We start from the raw sequence: 22,186 nt of genomic DNA on the forward strand, positions 1-22,186 counted from the left end.
CCGCCCAGGCCGAACGCTCGCGGGTCCAGCTGCGCGAGTTCATCGGCCAGCTGCCGGTGCTCTGCGGCGCCGATCCGCAGCGGATCTGGATCGCCGGCTTCAGCCAGGGCGGCATCATGAGCGCCAGCGTCGCGCTGACGGCGCCGGACAGCGTGGCCGGCTTCGGTGTGCTCAGCGGGCGCATCCTGCCCGAGATCCTGCCGCTGGTCGAGCAGGGGCCGGCGCTCGGCAGGCTGCAGGCCTTCGTCAGCCACGGCGTCGCCGACCAGACCCTCGGCATCCACTTCGCGCACCAGTCGCGCGCGCTGCTGGAAGGACTGGGGGTGCCGCTGGCGTACCGCGAGTATGCGGCCGGCCATGCGCTGGACCGCAACATGAGCGGGGACTTCGAGCAGTGGCTCGCGGGCCAGCTGTGAGCGGCTGCAGCAGGCTCGGCATCCGCTGCGCTGTCTTGACAGCGGCGGCACTATAATTTCAGCGCAACCCGGCTGCTTCACTTCACACTGACCCGAAAGGAACCGCCATGGCCTTGAACATCGCAGCGCGCATCTTGATGTCGCTAATATTCATTATTTCGGGATGGGGCAAGCTGACCGGCTATGCCGGCACACAAGCGTATTTCGCCTCGATGCATTTGCCGATGCCGGCCCTGGTGACGCCGCTGGTCATCCTGATCGAACTGGGCGGCGGCCTGGCCCTGCTGTTCGGGCTGAAGGCGCGCTGGGCGGCGGCCATCCTGGCGCTGTTCAGCATCGCATCGGCCCTGATTGCGCATACCAATTTTGCCGATACCAACCAGATGAACAATTTCATGAAGAACCTGGCGATGGCTGGCGGCTACCTGCTGTTCGTCAAATACGGGGCCGGGGAGCCGAGCATCGACGCCAATATGGAAAAGCGTTGAAGTTGCGCTCAGGCGGCCTAGCTGCCGGCAGTGCCCGGGGAGCCGCTTTTCTGATGCTTCGCGGCATGACGTAATTCGGCGACCAGCTTGTCGATGATGCGTCGGAACTCGCGCTTTTCCGCGTCCGACAGCGTGGAGAGCATCCGCTGCTCCATCGACTCCCCCACGGCGTCGCTCAAGCTGCGCGTCCGTTCGCCGCTACTGGTAGGCCATAACTGGTAGTGGCGCGCGTCGTCGGGATGGATGCGGCGGCGCACCAGCTTCCGGTCGACCAGGTCGGCCACCATCTTTGACAGCAATGTCTTTTCAATCAGTGTGCTTTCCCTCAGCTCGGTCGCGGTGGCCCCCGGTGCGTCGCAGATGGCGCGCAACACACGCAGCGCACGCACGTCCAGGTCGAACTCGCGCCGATACACCAGGTTGGCGTTACGGATCATTTCGGTTTTTAACAAATCGAGCCGGAACGTGAGGTACGAGGAGAAAGCCGATTCATCTTTGCGCTCCTTGCCTTCTTCAGAAATAGCCATGTCGTCGAGTTCGTCGTTGAGGCGGATACCGCCGGCTTCCGCTGCCGTGCACTTCGACGATCATTCTACCGCAACCCGGCCGTGGCTCTCGGTTTGCAAGGTGCCCGAGAAATTAGTTGCATCTTTCAACAGTTGAGATATTCTACTAAAAACGCGATCTTGTCCGGCACTACCCGACCATAAAAAACACGGAGACGACAACATGCAACATCACCTGCAAGACGCAGCGCTTCGCCTGCCCCCTCGCGCGGCCGATGGCCGAGCCGTCGACGATTCCCCATCCTGATTCCGGTCCTTCCCTTGGTGACCGCCGCCGAAGCGCCGCGCGCGTAGAGGCAGGACCTGTCACGCCCTGAGCCACACCACGACGCATCGGCTTTGCACCGGTTCACGCCGGAGGCGCAGCTCCGTGTCGGTAAATGATGCCGCGGCACCCATCCGACTAATTAGTTGAAACATTCAACTAATTGCGCGGGGCCGATTCGCCGAAATACCGTTCCATCACAACTCAGCTCGAAAGGATCGCCATGAAAGTGCCTCTGCCATCGCTGTTGATCGCTGCCGCCGCTGCGGCCGCTACCATCCTCCCCGGAACCAGCCATGCCCAGTCCAGCCAGATGCAAGAGATGTTGTCTGTCGTGAGTACCGGCCTGGGACCGCAGGTCTTCAGCGTCGCGCCGCGCACCAGTTTCACCAGGTTGTATGGCACGCTGGACCTCGGGCTCAACTACGTGAATGCCGGCGGCAAGTCGAGCGTCAGGGAGCAGAGCGGGAATGCCTGGACGTCCAAATTCGGCATCTACGGCCAGGAATACCTCGGCGCCGACACCACGGTGTTCTTCCGGCTCGAATCCGGGATCACGGCCGACAACGGTGCGCAGCAGGACAGCCGAACGCTGTTCAACCGGGCGTCCTACGTCGGAATGTCCAACCCTGCGTTCGGAAAAGTGACCGTCGGCCGGCATTACGGGGCGCTCGGCCTGGGCTCCCTGCTGCTCGATCCATTCCTGGCCAATGCCCACGAATCCACCTTCACCTACCTGTATTCCCCGGCCGCCGACCTCGGCTATGCGAACACCGAGGGCCTGCAGCGGACCAACAGCACGGTCACCTACAACACGCCGATGATCGGCGGCCACTTTTCCGGTGCCGCCACCTATGCGCTGAACAGCAACCAGTCGATCGGCAGCAGGACCCATAGCCGCTCGGTATCGCTGGCCTATGTGGACCCCGGCAACAACGCGATCGCCTCGTATGCCCAGGGTTGGTGCGATCCCGGCGTGGCCGGCAGCTGCAAGAACGCGACGGTCGCGCCCACCGTCCGGACCGACATCTACCTGGCCAACTGGATCCACGATTTCGGTCCTTTCCTGGGTTCCGCAGGCTTCATCCATACGGCATCGCAATACCAGGGCGACCCGGTCGCACGCGTTGCCGTGCTGGCGCTGCAGAAGAAGTTCGGCGCCAACATGGTCAGGTTCGCGGCAGTGTACCGCCGTGTCGGCAAACCCGGCGACCATGCCTGGGGGCCGACGCTGGGCATCGAACATTTCCTGTCGCCGCGCACCGCGCTGTACGGGCGTGTCGCCGCCCTGATGAATGGATCGGGATCGGCGCTGGCGTACAACGTCGAGGCGACGTCCGGTTTTCCCACTGGCGTGGCGGGTGCGTCGATCCGCAGCGCGACCCTGGGCCTGGAGCATCACTTTTGAGCCGGGTTTCATCGAAAGAACCCACCCCATCCGCGTAACGCGGGAAACCCTGTCATCGAAAGGAAATCCAGCATGCAGACCAAGACCGTTCCAGCCCGGCGGCACGCCAGCGGCATCGAAGCCGCCGCCGAACCGGCAAACCGGCTCACGCGCCGGATCCTCGCCGCCACCGTTGCCGGCAATGCCCTCGAGTTCTACGATTTCGTGACCTACGCCTTCTTTGCGGTATACATCGGCAAAGCCTTCTTCCCGGCCACGTCGGCGACCGTCAGCCTGCTGCTCTCGGTCGCCGTGTTCGGCGTCGGCTTCGTCTCGCGTCCGCTGGGAGGCATCCTGATCGGCGCCTACGCCGATCGTGCCGGCCGCAAGCCCGCCATGCTGCTGACGATTGCCCTGATCACGGTCGGCACCCTTGGGCTGGCGCTAACCCCATCGTATGCCAGCATCGGCATGGCAGCCCCCATCATCGTCGTGGTGTGCCGCCTGGTACAAGGGCTCGCACTGGGCGGCGAAGTGGGACCGTCGAGCGCATTCCTGGTCGAGATTTCTCCTGCCGGGAAACGCGGGCTGTACGGCAGTTGGCAATTGGCGAGCCAGGGCGTCGCTACGCTGGTCGCCGGGGTCTTCGGCATGGCATTGACCGGCACCTTGAACCCGGCAGACCTGCAGGCCTGGGGATGGCGGATTCCCTTCGCCTGCGGCCTGTTGCTGATCCCGGTCGCGCTTTACCTGCGCCGGAGCATGCCTGAAACGCTCGAGTCCGGCACTGCCTCCGGGACGGCGGCTGGGCCTGCTGCCCATTCTCCGGCCCGGCTGCGCGATCACCGCGGCCTGCTGTTGCTGGCGATCCTGGTCGTGCTCGGCGGTACGGTCGCCAATTATGTCAGCAATTACATGACGACCTATGCCATCACCACGCTGAAGATGACGCCGACCATCGCCATGTCTGCTACGCTCGTGGTCGGCCTCGTTACCCTGGTATTTTCGCTGCTCGGCGGCTGGTTGAGCGACCGCTACGGCCGCCGGCCGGTGATGCTGATTCCGCGCATCCTGCTGGCACTGCTTGCATACCCGGCCTTCATGTTCCTGGCCGAGCAACCGACCACGGCCGCGCTGCTTGGCGTGACCGCGCTGCTGGCGGCGCTGAACGCCCTGAGCGCCGGGGTCATCCTGGTGACGATACCGGAACTGCTTCCGCGCAGCATCCGTGCGGTCGGATTGTCGATCGCCTATGCTGTCGGCGTGGCGCTGTTCGGCGGCACCACGCAGTTCGTGATTACCTGGCTGATCGCCGCCACCGGCAACCCGGCGGCGCCGGCCTGGTATCTGACCGCGGCCAGTATCATCTGCGCCCTGGCCACGTTCGCACTGCCGGAAGTAAACGAGAAGGCGCCGGCGCACTGAAGTCAGGCAACCGGCGGCGCGCACGCGCTGTTTTCCACCCTTGAACAAAAGGCTGCAACATGCAACATCAAGCACAACACTATCTCGACTACATGAAGAGGCACGCCGCCGAGTTCACCGCACTGCGCCGCGACCTGCACCGGCATCCGGAACTCGGTTTCGAAGAATTCAGGACCAGCGACCTGGTGGCGCGCTGCCTGAGCGAATGGGGTTACCAGGTCGAGCGCGGGCTTGGCGGCACCGGCGTCGTCGGCCAGCTGCGGCGCGGCTCGGGTACGCGCAGTCTCGGCATCCGCGCCGACATGGACGCACTGCCGATCGAAGAAAAAACCGGGCTGGACTATGCCAGCTCCCGGCCCGGCATGATGCACGCCTGCGGCCATGACGGACATACCGCGATGCTGCTGGGCGCGGCCAAGTACCTGGCCGAACAAGGCGATTTCTCCGGCACGCTGAACCTGATCTTCCAGCCGGCGGAAGAAGGCATGGGCGGCGCCTTGCGCATGATGGAACACGGCCTGTTCGAGAAATATCCATGCGACGCGGTGTATGCCATGCATAACATGCCGGGCGCCCCGCAGGGGCAACTGGTGTTCCGCGAAGGAGCCTTCATGGCATCCTCGGACTACGCGACCGTGACCATCACCGGCGTCGGCGGCCATGGCGCCATGCCGCACCTAGCCGCGGATCCAGTGGTGGCTGCAGCCAGCATCGTGATGGCGCTGCAGACGATCGTGTCGCGTAACACCGATCCGCAGAAGATGGCCATCGTCACTGTCGGCGCGATCCACGCCGGCGTCGCGAATAATGTGATCCCCCAGTCGGCAACGCTGGAAATCAGCGTGCGCGCCATGGATGCCGGCGTCCGTGCCCTGCTGGAGCGGAAGCTGAAGGCCATCGTCGAGGCCCAGGCGGCCAGCTTCGGTGTCCAGGCCCGCATCGACTACCGACAGGGCTATACGGTGCTGGTGAACGCCGCGGCCGAGACGGAGCTGGCCCGCGCTGTCGGGCGCGAGCTGGTCGGCGCGGAGAATATCGTGGCGCAGGGAACCCCGCTGACGGGCAGCGAGGATTTCTCCTTCATGCTGGAAAAGCGTCCCGGATGCTATCTGCTGATCGGCAATGGCGAGGGCGATGCCCAAGGGGCCTGCATGGTCCATAACCCCGGGTATGATTTCAATGACGACAATCTCCCCATCGGGGCGGCATACTGGAGTTCTTTGGCGGAAACCTATCTGCAGTCCCAGGTCTGAGTTTCATGGGCGCCGTCGACGAGGCTTCCCGCCGGCGAGCATTGTCACGGTCGCCGAAGACGGCCCTAGGGCAGAGCGGTATCGGCCGTAGCGTGCTGCAAGCCGCATGCATACTGGTGCCCGGAGCAGTTTCATGACGCTCGATATTAAGACGATTGGTCCGGTAATGGACTGGACCGAGGAAGGCTGGTTTTCATAGAGGGTGGTGGCCTCCGTTGGCCCGACCATGCCGGACTTTGCGCAGGCGACTGCCGATACCTGCGGAGTATTGACGGGATACCCAATCGGTGTTGGACGCCGTTGCACGGCTTATCTATCTTTAATGAAAGGGCCGGCATTAATCCACCGACCTGATGACCGTGCACCACCAGCGTGGAGAGGCTAGCCCCCGCCTCTTGCCCTGATGCCTCGACCACTGTCTTAATTACAATAATGAAAATTACTTTCCGCCAAAAACTCTTCCTCCCCTTGCTGCTCAGCTGGATATGCCTGCTGACAGTCTTCGTGATCGATGCCGTGCACACGCGCGAACTGCGCTTCGAGGAACGCAAGGCCCAGCTTGCGAATGCCGGCGACATGGCAACATCGATTACCAAGGAGTATGCAGGATTGGCGAGCAACGGCGCGCTGCCGCTCGACGAAGCCAAACGCCAGGCCCTGGCGCGCATCAAGGCATTGCGCTTCGGGGAAAGCGGCTATGTCGTCGTATTCGACAGCGCCAAGATGCTGATGCATCCGCTGAAGGCCGACCTGATCGGCACGCCGAATGCGAAAGTGCTCGACACAAACGGCCGGGCGATCACGGTGGATGGGATCGAATCGGCCCGGAAAACCGGCGCCGGCTTTACCGAATATATGTGGGCCAAGCCGGGCTCGCGGGAGCCCGTTCGCAAGATTTCGTATACCGGCCGCTATCAAGCTTGGGACTGGTATTTCATGATTGGCCTGTACGCCGACGACCTGAACCACGCTTTCCATCAACAGCTGAGCAATGCCGCACTCTGGCTGGCCGTGATCGGTACTGCCCTCACGGCACTGGTCGTGGTGCTTACGCGCAGCATTGAACGCCAGATCGGCGGCGATCCCGAAGTCGCGGTCGCGGTGGCGCGGCGCATCGCGACCGGCGATCTGGGTGTCGAGGTGGCTATCCGTGCCGGTGACCGGGATAGCCTGATGGCCGCCATGAAGTCGATGCGCGACGCCTTGGCCGGCATTGTCACGCAAGTGCGCGTCGGCACCGACCTGATCGCCGCGGCATCGGGCGACATCGCCAGCGGAACCCAAGACCTTTCCATCCGTACCGAGGAGCAGGCCAGCTCGCTCGAGGAAACCGCCGCCTCGATGGAGGAACTGACCACCACCCTCAAGCAGAACACCGACAATGCGCGTCAAGCCGATGCACTGGCGGAATCGGCCGCCGAAGTGGCGCGGCGTGGCGGCGCGGCGGTGGCCAGAGTCGTCGATACCATGGAAGCGATCAACGCGTCGTCCAATAAAATCGTCGACATCATCGGCGTCATCGACAGCATCGCTTTCCAGACAAACATCCTGGCATTGAACGCGGCGGTGGAAGCGGCGCGCGCGGGCGAACAAGGCAGGGGCTTTGCCGTGGTGGCCAGTGAAGTCCGTAACCTGGCCCAGCGCTCGGGCGCGGCGGCGAAAGAGATCAAGGACCTGATCGGTGGCTCCGTGTCCAGAATCGACGGCGGCGTCAGGCTGGCACAGGAAGCGGGCGCCACGATGCAGGAAATCGTTGCCAACGTCGGCCGTGTGAGCGGTATGATCGGCGCGATCAGCAGCGCGACCCAGGAACAGAGCATGGGTATTCAGCATGTCAACCAGGCCATCGCCCAGATGGATCAAGTGACCCAGCAGAACGCGGCTCTGGTCGAGGAAGCGGCGGCGGCGTCCGAAGCGATGCGGGAACAGGCGGCGCGGCTCGCGCTGCTTGTCGGCGTGTTCAAGCTGCCTTCAGGTCCCCTGGCTGCCGGCGATCGGCGCGCCAGTCCACATGCGGTGACCAAGGCGCCGCTACGCGATCGCGTACCTGTCCCCGGTGGTGATTCCGGGCTCGCGTTCGAATAAGGCTGCGGCGCCCGGCGGTCACGCCAGGCATTGAACAAACATCGCTTTTCAAGAGACGTCGGCGCACGCGCTATCTGGCCGGCGCAAGGCGTCAAACTGAATCGCGACGGCTTTTCTACACACTCAAGAGTCGCTGAAATATTGCTTCTCATACTCGACCGGCAGCAGGCCGCCCAGGCCACCGGTCGGCGCGCTGGCACTGCTTTGACTGGATGACCCGCAAGCACCCTGACGTCATGGAGCAGAATCTGCTACGCGTGCTCAAACATGGTTTCGCGACGTACATTGACCAGGACACAGCGATCCATGCCAAGTCGGGGAAGCAAGCAAGAGCGAATGTGGAGCGGGACCGGCGCCAGGGACAGGCTCTTGAAGTCGAAGACTAACAATCGCTGTGCGACAAAATAACCGACCAGGTCACGGCGCCTACTACAGCGGACAGGGTTAACCCAATTGGCTCGAGGGCGGCGTTCATGAATACACGCTCAACGGCGCAGCGGTCTTCGGCCTGCCCTTGGCACTCCCTGGAGCCAGTGCGCGCGGCCTGCAGCTCGCGATCGTTCACTTCTTCTGAGAGCAATGGTGCCCGGCCGTATCCGGGTTGCCGCGTCACCGCGTGACAAGCTGCCGTCACGGCCGGGCGGTCGAAGGCGAGAGACGATCTGATGGTGCCCGGAGCCGGGATCGAACCGGCACGCCATTGCTGGCACGGGATTTTAAGTCCCGGGTGTCTACCAGTTTCACCATCCGGGCGGGCGCCGGAATTCTAGCACAGCCGGCGCCGCGCAGGGTCAGAAGTGCAATATTGCCGCGTGACTTTAGTTGAGTCCTTGCTTCGTGTAGGATGCGAACCCTGTAGCCAGAAGTAAAAAGCGCAAGGACCCGAATTGAACATCACTATTAACGACGAACTCCGTACCTACGTCGATCCGCTCACGCCCGCCGAACACGAAGCCCTGGAGCGCAGCCTGCTCACCGAAGGATGCCGCGAGGCGCTGATCCTGTGGCGCGACGTCCTGATCGACGGCCATAACCGCTATGCCATCTGCAGCCAGCACGGGATCCCGTTCCGCACGGTCCAGAACGACAGCTTCGACTCGATCGAAGACGTCAAGCTGTGGATGATCGACAACCAGCTGGCGCGCCGCAGCGTCACCGACTTCCAGCGCGGCCTGATGGCGCTGCGCAAGAAGGAAATCCTGGCGGCGCGCGTGGTCCAGAAAACCGACGACGAGCTGCAGACCGAAGCCGACCAGGCGGTGCCGTACTCGCCGCCCTGGAATACCCGCGAAGAGGTGGCGCGCGCCGCGCGCGTGTCGGCCAACACCATCAGCCAGATCGAGCGGATCCAGAAGGCGGCCGCGCCGGAACTGGTGGAGGCGGTGCGCAGCGGCACCATCTCGATCAGTTCGGCCGCCAACGTGGCCTCGCTGCCGAAGGAAGCCCAGGTGGCGGCGGTGGCCGGCGGCAAGAAGGAGCTGCAGCAGGCCGCGCGCCAGGTGCGCGAGCAGAAGACCGCCGCCCGCCCGAAGAAGGACAGCCTGCCCGAGGATCCGGAAGACCAGGTCAAGGTCCTCAAGGCCCAGGTGGCCGAGCTGAAGGACCGCGTGGCGACCCTCATCAACGAGAATGAGGTGCTGAAGCAGAAGCTGGTGCTGCTCGGCGAAGCCTGAGCCCCACCACGATAACGATAACAATCATCACCCAGGAGACTTTCCGATGCAGACTTCCCGCTTGATCGCCTCGAGCGTCCTCGGTTGCGCCATGCTCGGCGCGATGCTTGCGGTGCCGGTCCAGGCGGCGCCCGGCGCCTCCCCGGCCGCCGCGGGCGTCCCGGCTTCGGCCACCTTCACGCAGGCCGAACTGGCGCGCCTGAAGAAGGCCGCACAGCGCGTGACCATCCTGCGCGACAAGTGGGGCATCCCGCACGCCTTCGGCAAGCTTGACGCCGACGCGGTGTTCGGGATGGTGTTCGCCCAGGCCGAGGATGACTTCAACCGGATCGAGCTCAACTACATCAACGCGATGGGGCGCCTGGCCGAGGTCGAGGGCGAACAGGAGATCTGGCGCGACCTGCGCATGAAGCTGTACATCGATCCGGCCGACATGCGCGCCAAGTACGCGGCCAGCCCGGCATGGCTGAAGAAGCTGATGAACGGCTGGGCCGATGGCCTGAACTGGTACCTGGCGACCCACCCGCAGGTCAAGCCCAAGCTGCTGACCCGCTTCGAGCCGTGGATGGCGCTGGCCTTCAGCGAGGGCAGCATCGGCGGTGACATCGAGTCGATCGACTTGCAGGCATTGGCAGCCTTCTACGGCAAGCGCCCGGCGCCGGCAGTGGCGATGGCGGACCTGGGCAAGGGCTTCGACCCGGAGCCGCAGGGCTCGAACGGTTTCGCGATCGCCCCGCAGCGCAGCGCCGGCAAGCACGCGCTCCTGATGATCAATCCGCACACCTCGTTCTACTTCCGGCCCGAAGTCCACATGGTCAGCGAAGAGGGCCTGAACGCCTACGGCGCCGTCACCTGGGGCCAGTTCTTCATCTACCAGGGCTTCAACGAGCGCCTCGGCTGGATGCACACCTCGGGCGGCGGCGACGTTATCGACGAGTACCTGGAAACCGTGGTCGAGCGCGACGGCAAGTTCTTCTACAAGTACGGCAACGAACAGCGGGCCATGCGCAGCAAGACCATCGTGCTGCCTTACAAAACCGCAGACGGCATGCGCAGCCGCAGCGTTACCGCCTGGTTCACGCATCACGGCCCGGTGATCCGGGAAGAGGGCGGCAAGTGGGTTGCGGTGAAGATGATGGACGATCCGATGCATGCGCTCGAACAGTCCTATGGCCGCACCAAGGCCCGCAACTACGCCGACTTCTACAAGGTGATGGAGCTGCGCACCAACTCCTCGAACAACACCGTGTATGCGGATGCCGACGGCAACATTGCCTACTTCCACGGCAACTTCATCCCGCGCCGCGACCCGCGCTTCGACTGGACCCGTCCGGTCGACGGCAGCGACCCGGCCACCGAGTGGAAGGGCCTGCACGAGGTCAAGGAAACCATCACCGTCTTCAATCCGAAGAGCGGCTATATCTCGAACACCAACAACTGGCCCTGCACCGGCTTCGGCGCCAGCAGCCCGGACTGCAAGGCCTATCCCGGCTACATGTGGTCGCTGCCGCAGAACGCGCGCGGCATCCACGCCGAGCGCGTGCTGCACGATGCGCGCGACCTGACCCTGGACGGCCTGATCGGCAAGGCCTACGATCCCTACCTGACCGCCTTCGAGCCGCTGGTGCCGGCCCTGCTGAAGGACTGGGACGCGCTGCCGCAGGGCGATGCGCTGAAGTCGCGCCTGACCGAGCAGGTCGCGCTGCTGCGCGGCTGGGACCTGCGCTGGGCGGTGGACTCCACCCCAACCTCGCTGGCCGTCTACTGGGGCCAGGACATGGTGGCGCAGTCGGCCGCGCGTGCCCGCGCCGAGCATGTGCCGGCGGTCGACTTCATCCAGACCAGGCTCACGCCCGAGGAACGCCTGGCGTCGCTGGCGCGCGCATCGGACAAGCTGCAGGCCGACTTCGGCAGCTGGAAGACGCCGTGGGGCGAGATCAACCGCTTCCAGCGCCTCAGCGGCGAGGTCGAGCAGCGCTACGACGACAGCAAGCCCAGCATCCCGGTCGGCTTCACCTCGGCCAACTGGGGTTCGCTGGCCTCGTTCGGGATGACGGCGAAGCAGACCACCAAGCGCATCTACGGGGATCGCGGCAACAGTTTCGTTGCGGCCGTGGAATTCGGGCCGCGCGTGCGCGCCAAGAGCATCCTGGCCGGCGGCGAGAGCGGCGATCCGGCATCGCCGCACTTCAAGGACCAGGCCGAGATGTACAGCCGCGGGCAGTTCAAGGAGGTCTTGTTCTATAAAGAAGACATCGAGAAGCAGCTCGAGCGCAAGTATCATCCCGGACAGTAATATGGGTGATGCACGCACTTTTATGCATCGCAAGGTGCGCGCAAAACCCGTGTTAATACGATTGCAACAATTGCATTCCTCATATCTACTGGCGCCAGCCTCAAGGCTGTCCGATCGATGTTCAACAGGAGTGCAATCGTGCCCACCAAACCCGCTTTATCCAGACTGTTCGCCGCCGCGGCCCTGCTGTGCGCGGCCGCCGGCGCCCAGGCCGACATCACCGTCTACACCAGCCAGGCCGCGTTCCGGGCCGCGGTCCAGGCGCCCGGCCTCGACAGCTACGACGACCTGTCGGTCGTGCAGTACGCCGAAACCCTGAACCGCAGCGCCGGCGCCTATACGTATGATGTGTATTCCGCCACCGGCCTGTACGGCGCGGGCGGCCCCGGCGACTACTGGCTGTCGAATACCACGCGCTACGCCCCGATGGTGTTCTCGAATTTCAGTGGCGGGGTGAGCGCTTTCGGCGGCAATTTCTTCGCCTCCGACCTCGCCGGCCAGTACACCCTCGGCAACGTGATCCTGACCGCGATCGACGGCAGCGTGGTGAGCTACGGCCTGGGCGGCGCGGCCGCCACGGACTTCCTCGGCTTCGTCTCGACCACGCCGCTGGCCGCGATCGCGCTGACCACCGACGGCGGTACCTACTGGCCGACCGCCAACAACGTCGTGCTGGCGGTTCCGGAGCCGGCCACCTACGGCATGCTGCTGGCCGGCCTGGGCCTCGTCGGCGTGATGAGGCGCCGCCGCGGCTGAGCCCGAGCGCCGCCGGCCGCCCGGAAGCCGATTGTCGGCCCGGGCAGTTTTCGATTGCGGGTCCGCTTGCTATAATTTTGCAAGTTAACAAGGCGAGCGGGACTCGGGCACACTGCAGTGGCAAAACTTTATTTCAGATATTCGGCGATGAACGCCGGCAAATCCACCTCGCTGCTGCAGGTGGCCCACAACTACGAAGAGCAGGGCCAGAAGGTCAAGCTGTACACGGCGGCCATCGACGACCGCTACGGCGTCGGGCTGATCACCTCGCGCCTGGGGCCGCAGCGCGAAGTGGACGTGTTCGACAGGAACACCGATTTCCTCGCCAATGCCCCGGAAGTGGCCTGCGTGCTGGTCGACGAAGCCCAGTTCCTCACCAAGGAGCAGGTGGTCCAGCTACACCGCCTGGCCCAGGTGCGCGGCGTGCCCGTGATCTGCTACGGCCTGCGCAGCGATTTCCGCGGCGATCCCTTTCCCGGCTCGGCCTACCTGCTGGCGCTCGCCGACGACATCGAGGAAATCAAGAACATCTGCAGCTGCGGCAAGAAGGCAACCATGAACATCCGGGTCGACGCGGAAGGCCGCCGTATCCACGAAGGCGAGCAGGTCAGCATCGGCGGCAACGAAAGCTACCGCCAGGCCTGCGGGCGCTGCTTCTACAAGGGGTGAACGGAGCTGCCGGGATGGCCGACATCCTGCTGTACCTCGTGCCCTCGCTGGCGCTGGCCTTCCTGATCTGGCTGGTGACCTCGCTGCACCCGCTGTTCTTCGTGTTCAGCGCGGCCGGCACGCTGTGCCACGAGCTGGCGCATTTTTCGGTCGGCCTGCTGCTGGGCGCGGAGCCGACCGGCTTCTCGATCCTGCCGCGCCGCCTTGGCCGTACCTGGGAACTGGGCTCCGTCAGCTTCGCCAACCTGCGCTGGTATAACGCGGCCCCGGCCGCGCTGGCGCCGCTGCTGGTGCTGCTGGTGCCGCTCGCGGTGGCCTGGTGGCGTACCCGCGGCGCCTGGGCTTTCGGCCCGGTCGACCTGGCCCTGACCCTGCTGCTGGCCCCGCAGTTCCTGTCGTTCTGGCCGTCGCCGGTGGACTGGCGCCTGGCGCTGCGCAGCTGGCCCTGGCTGGTGATTATCATTGCGACAGCGGCCGCCTTGTTCTGGTTCCGCCCGAGTCTGTTTCAATTTGTAAAAGCGTGAGCCCGGCCGGCCGGCTCCGACTTAAGCTCGGCTGAAGAAGCATGCAAGCCGACTCTGCGCCGTCGCGCTATCCTGTAGAATTGGTCGCAAACGCGTGGCCAAGCCCATTTTGACCATCGCAGCCGCCCGAGAGCACTCTCAAGCACATTCCGCCCGGAGAAACGAATAATGAAGAAGCAGATGTTGATGGTTGCGCTGGCGTTCGCCATGTCGGCCCACGTCGTCACGGCGCAACCGGAGAAGGTCCAGGTCAATGCGGCCCAGGCCAGCTCGCCCCAGCTGAAACCGACGCCCGCCCAGACCCAGGCGGCGCTGTGGGCATCGCGCGTGCTCGCACGCTACCATTACAAGGCGATGCCGCTGGACGATGTGATGTCGGCCAAGATTTACGACAACTACTTCAAGACGCTCGACAGCGAAAAGCTCTATTTCACCCAGGCCGACCTCGACCAGTTCGCGCCGGCCCGTACCAAGTTCGACGACGCGATCAACAACGAGGACCTGACGCTCCCGTTCCAGATCTATAACGTCTACCAGCAGCGCTTCAACGACCGCATGGCGTATGCGCGCGAACTGGTCGCCAAGGGCAATTTCGATTTCACCGCCAACGAATCGCTGCAGATCGACCGCGAGAAGGCGCCCTGGGCGAAGAACGAGGACGAAGCCCGCGACCTGTGGCGCAAGCGCGTGAAGAACGACTGGCTGCGCCTGAAGCTGGCCGGCAAGGACGACAAGGGCATCCGCGAGACCCTCGACAAGCGCTACGAAGGCTACCAGAGCCGCCTCAAGAAGCTGAACAACGAGGACGTGTTCCAGATGTTCATGAACGCCTATGCGACGGCGATCGAGCCGCACACCAACTACCTGGGCCCACGCTCGGCCGAGAACTTCGACATCATGATGCGCCTGTCGCTGGACGGCATCGGCGCCGTGCTGCAGTCGCGCGACGACTACACCGTGATCCGCGAGGTCGTTCCCGGCGGCCCGGCCGACAAGTCGGGCAAGCTGAAGGTCGGCGACCGCATCGTCGGCGTCGCCCAGGGCAACGGCCCGTTCACCGACGTGATGGGCTGGCGCATCGACGACGTGGTGCAGCTGGTGCGCGGCGAGCGCAATTCCACCGTGCGCCTGGACGTGCTGCCGGGCGATGCCGGCCCGGACGGCAAGCACGTCACGATCCCGCTGGTGCGCCAGAAGATCAGCATGGAAGAGCAGTCGGCCAAGAAGCAGATCATCGAGGTCAAGGACGGCGGCGTGAAGCGCCGCATCGGCGTGATCTCGCTGCCGACCTTCTACCAGGACTTCGAGGCGCGCCGCAAGGGCGACAAGGACTTCAAGAGCGCAACCCGCGACGTGCAGCGCATCCTGGGCGAGCTGAAGAAGGAGAAGGTCGACAACGTGCTGATCGACCTGCGCAACAACGGCGGCGGCTCGCTGATCGAGGCGGTCGAACTGACCGGCCTGTTCATCGACAAGGGGCCGGTGGTGCAGCAGCGTACCGCCGAGGGCCGCGTCGAGGTCGAAAGCGACACCAATCCCGGCCTGGCCTGGGACGGCCCGATGGGCGTGCTGATCAACCGCGGCTCGGCCTCGGCGTCCGAAATCTTCGCCGCCGCGATCCAGGACTACGGCCGCGGCATCGTGATCGGCGAACCGAGCTTCGGCAAAGGCACCGTGCAGACCCTGATCAACCTCGATCGCTTCTCGCAGAACGACAAGATGAAGTACGGCGAGCTGAAGATGACGATCGCCCAGTTCTTCCGCATCAACGGCGGCACCACCCAGCTGCGCGGCGTCACGCCGGACATTAAGCTGCCGGTGACCTCCGATGCCGAGAACTTCGGCGAGTCGTCCTACGACAACGCGCTGCCCTGGGTGCAGATCAAGCCGGCCACCTACCTGCCGGCCGGCGACCTGAAGGAACTGCTCGGACCGCTGCAAAAGCGCCATGACGCCCGCGTCGCCAAGGACAAGGAGTTCCGCGACATCGAGCAGGACATCGCCGAAGCCCTCAAGCTGCGCAAGGACAACCTGATCTCGCTGAACGAAGCGGTGCGCCGCAAGGAGCGCGAGAACCAGGAAGCCAAGGCCCGCCTGCGCGAATCGCGCCTGGCCGGTGCCGATGCCCAGGGCAAGGCCGACGAGCCGGTGGCCGGCCCGGGCAGCAAGGAACAGCGCGACAAGGCGCCGAACCCGACCACGCCGAAGAAGAGCAATGTCGCGCTGAAGGGCGCGCCACGCGCGGACGACGGCCTGCAGGGCGACGAGCGCAGCCTGGCAGCGGAGATCGCGGCCGAGAAGGCGGCCAAGAACGCCAAGGACATCTACCTGCAGGAAGCGGCCCATATCCTCGCGGACGAGGCGGGCATGCTGAAGGCGGATACCCGGATGGCATCGCGCACCATGCCATACTTGTCGTTATTGAAACAAAGCGGGAACTAATCTGTTGTAAAACAATTCATATGTGATTTGCGCACCGGAAAGTTCCGGCAGCGGCCAGAAACGAGGCTTTCCCAGTGGAAGCCTCGTTTTTTTTGTGCGTTCCAATTGAACATTGTCTACTGCAAAAGTTATGGTAGAGTTACTCAGCAATTATAGAAAAGATAATTTTCAACACTGAGCAAGGAGCGCATTATGGCAATTCGTTATTTCATCGCTGCAGCCCTGATGGCCAGCGCCTGCGCTGCCCATGCAGATGTCATCCCGTCGAATGGCGGAGCTGGCATCATCAACGGCAGCAACGTTGCTGGCGCAGTGGGTGACTCCAGCGTGATCGCCGGGGTCAACCGCGGCGCCGGCAGCGACGCGCTGGTGGAAGCCCTCTACCAGAAAGTCAGTGCCAGCGTCGGCAGCGACATGAAAGTGTCGCTGAAGCAAGGCATCGACGGTGTGTATGTGACCGGCCTGAGCCCCGCCAAGGCGGCTGCCCTGGCGGGTGACGGCATGTCGGTGATCGCCACGACGGAAGGCTTCAAGATCGTCGACACCTCGGGCGCCAAGGGCGCGCCCGGCAACGGCAATGCCATCTCGGGCGGCGGCGCTGCCCAGGGCGGCAACGGCAACGGCAACGGTAACGGCACCGGCACCTCCGGCAGCGGTGACGCCAATCTCAACGCCAACACCAATCCCGGCAGCCCGAGCAACGGCCTCGGCCTTGGCCTCGACAATGGCAACGGTCTCGGCAACGGGAATGGCAATGCCAACGGCGTCGGCAACGGCAACGGCAACGGAATCGGCCTGGGCACCGCCACCGAGCAGGCCACTGCCGCCGCGGTTCCGGAACCGTCGACCGTGGCCCTGATGCTGGCCGGTATGCTGGGCGTCGCCGGCCTCGGCCGTCGTCGCGCACGCTGATCCGCCGGTAGCACGGCATCATCACGAAGCGGGCTGAGGCCCGCTTTTTTTTCGTCCATCTTTTCAGGTACAATCTTTTGAACGATCGTGCTTTTTTGGCATCGTCCCAGAATAACGAGGAGACAGAATGGACCTGAACTATTCAAGCGAAGAGCTGGCCTTCCGCGACCAGGTGCGCGCTTTCCTGGAGGCCGAGTTGCCGTCCGACCTGCAGCGCAAGGTGCTGAACCACCTGCGCCTCAGCAAGGACGATTACGTCCGCTGGCACAAGATCCTGGCGCGCCAGGGCTGGGTGGCGCCGGGCTGGCCGAAGGAATTCGGCGGCCCCGCCTGGACCCCGGCGCAACGCCACATCTTCGAGGAAGAATGCGCGCGCGCCGGCACGCCGCCGATCATGCCCTTCGGCGTGAACATGGTGGCGCCGGTGATCATGGCCTTCGGCAGCCAGGCCCAGAAAGACCATTACCTGCCGCGTATCCTGTCCTGCGAGGACTGGTGGTGCCAGGGCTATTCCGAGCCGGGCGCCGGCTCGGACCTCGCGTCGCTGAAGACCACGGCGGTGCGGGCGAAGGACGACGAGGGCGATCACTACATCGTGAACGGCCAGAAGACCTGGACCACGCTGGCCCAGCACGCGGACATGATCTTCTGCCTGGTGCGCACCGACCCGAACGTGCGCAAGCAGGAGGGCATCTCGTTTCTGCTGATCGACATGCACAGCCCCGGCATCACGGTGCGCCCGATCGTCATGCTCGACGAAGACCACGAAGTGAACGAGGTCTTCTTCGATAACGTACGGGTTCCGGTCGAGAACCTGGTCGGCCAGGAGAACCGCGGCTGGACTTATGCCAAGTACCTGCTGGGCCACGAGCGCACCGGCATCGCCGCGGTGGGCCGCTCCAAGCGCGAGCTGGCGCGCCTGAAGCGCATGGCCGGGCGCGAGCGGAAGAACGGTCGCCCGCTGATCGAGGATCCGCTGTTCGGCGCCAAGGTCGCCGAACTGGAGATCGAACTGATGGCGCTCGAGATGACCGTGCTGCGCGTGCTGGCCCAGGCCGACAGGGCGCCCGGTCCGGAAGCGTCCGTGCTGAAGGTGCGCGGCACCGAGATCCAGCAGCGCCTGACCGAATTGATGGTCGAAGCCGCCGGCCCGATGGCCTTGCCCTTCGACGCAGCCTATCTCGGGGGCGAGACGGAGCACAGCGTCTTCGACGACGACTTCGCCGCGCCGCTGCTGCCGCACTACTTCAATTACCGCAAGACCTCGATCTATGGCGGATCGAACGAGATCCAACGCAACATCATCTCCCAGATGATCCTGGGCCTGTAAGGAAAGCGTGTAAGGAAAATGAGCATGAACTTCGATTTCAAGGAAGAGCAGCTGCAACTGGCCGACGCCCTCAAGCGCTGGATCGCGCGCGACTACGGCTTCGAAGCGCGGCGCGGGATCGTGCAGTCGCCTGCCGGCACCTCGGAACAGGCCTGGGCCACGATTGCCGAGCTGGGACTGACCGCGCTGCCGGTGCCGGAGGAGCAGGGCGGCTTTGCCGGCGACGCGGTCGACATGTTCGTCGTGATGCAGGAGCTGGGACGCGGCCTGGTGGTCGAGCCGTATTTCGCCACCGTGCTGGGCGCCGAGTTCCTGCGCCTCGGGGGCGGACACTCCGCGCTGCTCGAACGGGTGGCGGCGGGCGAACTGAAGCTGGCCTGCGCACTGGGCGAGCGCCAGTCGCGCCACGACATGCGCGATATCGCCACGCGTGCGGAACAGGACGGCGACGGCTGGCGCCTCAGCGGCGAGAAGAAGGTGGTGCCGCATGGCGCGCAGGCCGGCGTGCTGATCGTCTCGGCACGCAGCGGCGGCGCCCAGCGCGACGAGGAGGGCGTCGGCCTGTTCGCGGTAGCGGCCGACGCGCCGGGCGTGCGCATCATCGAGTACCGCATGCTGGATGGCCAGCGCGCCGCCGACGTGCGCCTGGATGGCGTGCGGGTCGGCCCGGATGCCGCGATCGGGCCGGCAGGCGCCGCCTGGCCGCTGCTGGAAGCCGCGCTCGACTACGGCGCCGGCCTGCTGTGCGCCGAGGCCGTGGGGGCGATGGACGCGCTGTTCGCCGCCACCCTCGAGTATCTGAAGACGCGCCAGCAGTTCGGGGTCCCGATCGGCAAATTCCAGGCCCTGCAGCACCGCATGGCCGACATGTACATCCACCTCGAGCAGGCGCGTTCGATGGCCCTGCTGGCCGCCGTGCGCCTGCGCGGCGACGACGCGGCGGAACGGCGGCAGGCGGTGTCGGCGGCCAAATACCGGGTCGGCCAGGCTGCCCTCTTCGTTGGCCAGCAGGCGGTCCAGCTGCATGGCGGCATGGGCGTCACCGACGAGCTGCCGGCCGCACACTACTTCAAGCGCCTGAGCACGATCGAGCTGAGCCTGGGCGATTCCGACCACCACCTGGCGCGCTTCATGGCGCAGCCGGGGTTTACCGCAGGAGCCGCGGCATGAGCACCAGCATCAGCACCGAATGGTATTTCGAAGATTTTTTCGCGGGCCAGGAAATCGACCTGGGCACCCGCGCCGTGACCGAGGAAGAGATCGTCGACTTCGCCACCCGGTTCGACCCGCAGCCTTTCCACGTCGACCGGGAAGCGGCCGCGCAGTCGATCTACGGCGGCGTGATCGCCAGCGGCTGGCACACCTGCAGCATGATGATGCGGATGGTGGTCGATGGCCTGATGGCGAAATCGTCGAGCATGGGCTCGCCGGGGCTGGACGGGGTGCGCTGGCTGGCCCCGGTACGCGCCGGCGACACGCTGAACGTGCGCTACCAGACCACCCAGGTCAAGGCCTCGAATTCGAAGCCCGACCGCGGGGTGGTGTGGTCGAAGTGGGTGGCCATCAACCAGCATGGCGAGACCGTCTGTACGGTGGAAGGCATGGGCATGTTCGCCCGTCGCCCGGCTCAGCCAGCCGAGGTGCGGTAGCGGTTGCGCCCGTCGGCCTTGGCCTGGTAGAGCAGGGCGTCCGCCGCGTGCACCAGCTCCGGCGGCGCGCCGTGCTCGCCCGGCACCATCGACGCGATGCCGATGCTGACCGTCAGGCGCCGGCTGGTGGGCGAGGCCGCGTGCGGCAGGTCCAGCATCTCCAGTTCGTGCATCAGGCGTCGCGCGACCCCGGCGGCGCCCTGTTCGTCGAGCTGGGGCAGCAGGATCGCGAATTCCTCGCCGCCGTAGCGCGCCACCAGGTCCTGCCCGCGGGCGGCGGCGCGCCGCATGGCGCCGGCCACCTGCACCAGCGTGGCGTCGCCGGCCGGGTGGCCGTAATGGTCGTTGTACAGCTTGAAGTGGTCGATGTCGACCATCAGCAGCGACACCGGCAGCTGCGAGCGCCCGCAGCGCCGCCACTCCTGCTCCAGGCGCTCGTCGAAGGCACGGCGGTTCGCGACCCCGGTCAGGGCATCGGTCAGGATCAGGGCGCGCAAGGCGTCGCGCTGGCGCTTCACGGTCAGCTGGGTCCGCACCCGCGCGCGCACCACGGCGGCGTTGACCGGCTTGCTGATGAAGTCCGCGGCGCCTGCGCCCAGGGCGCGGGTCTCGTCTTCGGGGGACTTCAGGGCGGTGACGAAGATCACCGGGATGTCGCTGGTTTCGGGCGCCGCGAACAGCTCCCGGCACACGGCGTAGCCATCCATGCCGGGCATGACGGCGTCCAGCAGGATCAGGTCGGGATGCTGGGTGCGGGCGATCTCGAGCGCGCGCGGACCGTCCATCGCGAACAGGACCTCGTGCTCGTCCTGCAGCGCGGCGTGGAGGATCTGGATGTTCTCCATCGCGTCGTCGACCACCAGGATGCGGCCGTTGACGGCCATATCGGTCCAGCTCATCCATCCTCCTCGTGTCATAGTTCGGCGCGGACTTGCTCCACCAGCGCGGCCGCCGCGTCGAAGCGCAGCGTGGCCACCGCGTCCGCCAGCGGCGCGACGGCGGCCGGCGCCAGCCGCGCGAGGGCGGGGCGCAGCGATTCGAACTGCGCCATGGCTTTCATGTTGTTATTTTGTAGCAAATCGCGCAAATGCGCCAACGCGTCTTGGAGGGGCCGCTGTTCCATTTCACAGCCGGCAAGATCGTTCTGCGGCGCCTGGGGCGGAACCTCGTCCGGCAGCTCGCGCGCCGCCTCCAGCACGGTCGCCAGGGCCTGCTCGAGGCGCACCAGGCGCAGCGCCAGCGCGGCCTCGTCCTCACCGCGCAGCGCCTGTTCGAGATCGAGCGCCTGGTTGGCCACCTCGGTGGCGCCAAGGTTCGCCGCGACCCCGCGCAGGCGGTGGACCAGCTGCCCGGCACCGGCCCGGTCGCCGTCCGCCAGCAGGGCGCGCACCTCGGCCACCACGCCGCCCTGCGAGCTCTCGAAGCGCTTGAAGACGGCGGCGAAGCTGGCGAAGCTGCCACCGAAGCGCGGCAGGGTCGTTTTCAGGTCGATACCCGGCAGGAGTTTCGGCGACAGCGCCGGCGCGGCAGCCTGCTGCGCGTCGCCGGCCGCGGCCTCGCCACGCCCCGTCAGGCGCCGCAGCGCGCTTACCAGCTCGTCGACGTCGATCGGCTTGGCCAGGTAGCCGTCCATCCCCGCCTGCAGGGCGCGCCGGCGGTCTGCTTCCATGGCGTTGGCCGTCATCGCCAGGATCGGCAGCTCGCCGTAGCCCATCGCGCGGATCGTGCGGGCTGCCTCGAAGCCGTCCATCACCGGCATCTGCAAATCCATCAGCACGGCGTCGTAGTGGTGCGCGCCCTCGGCCAGCATGCTGACCGCGAGCTGGCCGTTGCCAGCGAAGTCGACGCTGGCGCCGGCGTGCAGCAGCACGTAGTTCGCCACTTCCTGGTTCAGCAGGTTGTCCTCGACCACCAACACGCGCAGGTCGGCCAGGCGCCCGCCCAGCGACGGGGCGCCCGAGCGGGTGCCCGGCGGCGCCGCGGCGGGCAGGCTGCCGTTCGCCAGTTCGGCCAGCGCTTCGCTCAGCGCTGCCGGCGTGAACGGCTTGGC

General features: G+C 65.4%; 19 protein-coding genes and 1 tRNA gene. 16 read left to right on the top strand and 4 right to left on the bottom strand.

The annotated features are described in order from the left end of the window. Both ACI48D_RS25110 and ACI48D_RS25115 read left to right on the top strand, forming a co-directional pair. Window positions 1–416, top strand: a 416-nt coding sequence (locus tag ACI48D_RS25110; protein WP_435573972.1) for an alpha/beta hydrolase, incomplete at its 5' end; no start/stop codon positions are given. A gap of 107 nt (window positions 417–523) precedes the next feature. Further along, complete coding sequence (locus ACI48D_RS25115; RefSeq protein ID WP_435573973.1) at window positions 524–904, top strand: DoxX family protein; 381 nt, start codon at window positions 524–526, stop codon at window positions 902–904. Window positions 905–921: 17 nt separating this feature from the next. Here ACI48D_RS25115 and ACI48D_RS25120 read toward each other — a convergent pair whose 3' ends face one another. Continuing rightward, window positions 922–1,431 (bottom strand): MarR family winged helix-turn-helix transcriptional regulator, encoded by a 510-nt coding sequence (locus ACI48D_RS25120; protein WP_435573974.1) that lies wholly within the window; start codon window positions 1,429–1,431, stop codon window positions 922–924. A gap of 527 nt (window positions 1,432–1,958) precedes the next feature. Between ACI48D_RS25120 and ACI48D_RS25125 the strand changes: the two genes are divergently transcribed. From ACI48D_RS25125 to ACI48D_RS25140, 4 genes are all read left to right on the top strand, one after another. Continuing rightward, window positions 1,959–3,143 carry a porin gene (locus tag ACI48D_RS25125; protein ID WP_435573975.1) on the top strand — a complete coding sequence of 395 codons (1,185 nt, stop codon included), beginning with the start codon at window positions 1,959–1,961 and terminating at the stop codon, window positions 3,141–3,143. A gap of 72 nt (window positions 3,144–3,215) precedes the next feature. Continuing rightward, entirely contained in the window at window positions 3,216–4,547 is a 1,332-nt protein-coding gene (locus ACI48D_RS25130; protein WP_435573976.1) for an MFS transporter, read from the top strand. 59 nt (window positions 4,548–4,606) lie between these two features. Then, window positions 4,607–5,800: a M20 aminoacylase family protein gene (locus ACI48D_RS25135; protein ID WP_435573977.1), complete on the top strand. Its 1,194-nt coding sequence runs from the start codon at window positions 4,607–4,609 to the stop codon at window positions 5,798–5,800. A gap of 432 nt (window positions 5,801–6,232) precedes the next feature. Then, a complete protein-coding gene (locus ACI48D_RS25140; protein WP_435573978.1) occupies window positions 6,233–7,885 on the top strand; it encodes a methyl-accepting chemotaxis protein in 1,653 nt (550 codons plus the stop codon). Window positions 7,886–8,551: 666 nt separating this feature from the next. Here the strand turns inward: ACI48D_RS25140 and ACI48D_RS25145 are convergent. Further along, window positions 8,552–8,638: transfer RNA gene (locus ACI48D_RS25145), tRNA-Leu, on the bottom strand. A 134-nt stretch (window positions 8,639–8,772) separates the two neighbouring features. Between ACI48D_RS25145 and ACI48D_RS25150 the strand changes: the two genes are divergently transcribed. The 10 genes from ACI48D_RS25150 to ACI48D_RS25195 all read left to right on the top strand — a co-directional run bounded on the left by ACI48D_RS25150 (window position 8,773) and on the right by ACI48D_RS25195 (window position 20,136). Then, window positions 8,773–9,558, top strand: coding sequence for a hypothetical protein (locus ACI48D_RS25150; RefSeq protein WP_435573979.1), 786 nt, complete (start codon window positions 8,773–8,775; stop codon window positions 9,556–9,558). A gap of 46 nt (window positions 9,559–9,604) precedes the next feature. Continuing rightward, complete coding sequence (locus tag ACI48D_RS25155; protein ID WP_435573980.1) at window positions 9,605–11,854, top strand: penicillin acylase family protein; 2,250 nt, start codon at window positions 9,605–9,607, stop codon at window positions 11,852–11,854. A gap of 138 nt (window positions 11,855–11,992) precedes the next feature. Beyond that, complete coding sequence (locus ACI48D_RS25160; RefSeq protein WP_435573981.1) at window positions 11,993–12,610, top strand: PEP-CTERM sorting domain-containing protein; 618 nt, start codon at window positions 11,993–11,995, stop codon at window positions 12,608–12,610. A 117-nt stretch (window positions 12,611–12,727) separates the two neighbouring features. Further along, the gene (locus ACI48D_RS25165; protein ID WP_435573982.1) at window positions 12,728–13,279 is read left to right on the top strand and encodes a thymidine kinase; all 552 of its coding nucleotides are present in this window, start codon (window positions 12,728–12,730) and stop codon (window positions 13,277–13,279) included. Between the two features lie 14 nt (window positions 13,280–13,293). Then, complete coding sequence (locus ACI48D_RS25170; protein ID WP_435573983.1) at window positions 13,294–13,803, top strand: hypothetical protein; 510 nt, start codon at window positions 13,294–13,296, stop codon at window positions 13,801–13,803. 168 nt (window positions 13,804–13,971) lie between these two features. After that, the gene (locus ACI48D_RS25175) at window positions 13,972–16,245 is read left to right on the top strand and encodes a carboxy terminal-processing peptidase (protein ID WP_435573984.1); all 2,274 of its coding nucleotides are present in this window, start codon (window positions 13,972–13,974) and stop codon (window positions 16,243–16,245) included. A gap of 192 nt (window positions 16,246–16,437) precedes the next feature. After that, window positions 16,438–17,157, top strand: a complete 720-nt coding sequence (locus ACI48D_RS25180; RefSeq protein ID WP_435573985.1) for a PEP-CTERM sorting domain-containing protein — start codon at window positions 16,438–16,440, stop codon at window positions 17,155–17,157. Window positions 17,158–17,284: 127 nt separating this feature from the next. Then, a complete protein-coding gene (locus tag ACI48D_RS25185) occupies window positions 17,285–18,487 on the top strand; it encodes an acyl-CoA dehydrogenase family protein (protein WP_435573986.1) in 1,203 nt (400 codons plus the stop codon). Window positions 18,488–18,511: 24 nt separating this feature from the next. Beyond that, a complete protein-coding gene (locus tag ACI48D_RS25190; RefSeq protein ID WP_435573987.1) occupies window positions 18,512–19,657 on the top strand; it encodes an acyl-CoA dehydrogenase family protein in 1,146 nt (381 codons plus the stop codon). Beyond that, window positions 19,654–20,136 (top strand): MaoC family dehydratase, encoded by a 483-nt coding sequence (locus tag ACI48D_RS25195; RefSeq protein ID WP_435573988.1) that lies wholly within the window; start codon window positions 19,654–19,656, stop codon window positions 20,134–20,136. The genes ACI48D_RS25190 and ACI48D_RS25195 overlap by 4 nt, the downstream gene beginning before the upstream one ends. On the opposite strand, the gene ACI48D_RS25200 is transcribed toward ACI48D_RS25195, so the two are convergent. Next, on the bottom strand, window positions 20,115–21,035 hold the full coding sequence (locus ACI48D_RS25200) for a diguanylate cyclase domain-containing protein (protein ID WP_435573989.1): 921 nt from the start codon (window positions 21,033–21,035) through the stop codon (window positions 20,115–20,117). The two genes, ACI48D_RS25195 and ACI48D_RS25200, sit on opposite strands and share 22 nt — an antisense overlap. Window positions 21,036–21,049: 14 nt before the next feature. Continuing rightward, window positions 21,050–22,186 (bottom strand): response regulator (locus ACI48D_RS25205; RefSeq protein ID WP_435573990.1); only part of this gene is annotated, 1,137 nt, incomplete at its 5' end.

It is taken from the genome of Massilia sp. LXY-6 (assembly GCF_051233485.1).
Lineage (GTDB): Bacteria > Pseudomonadota > Gammaproteobacteria > Burkholderiales > Burkholderiaceae_D > Telluria.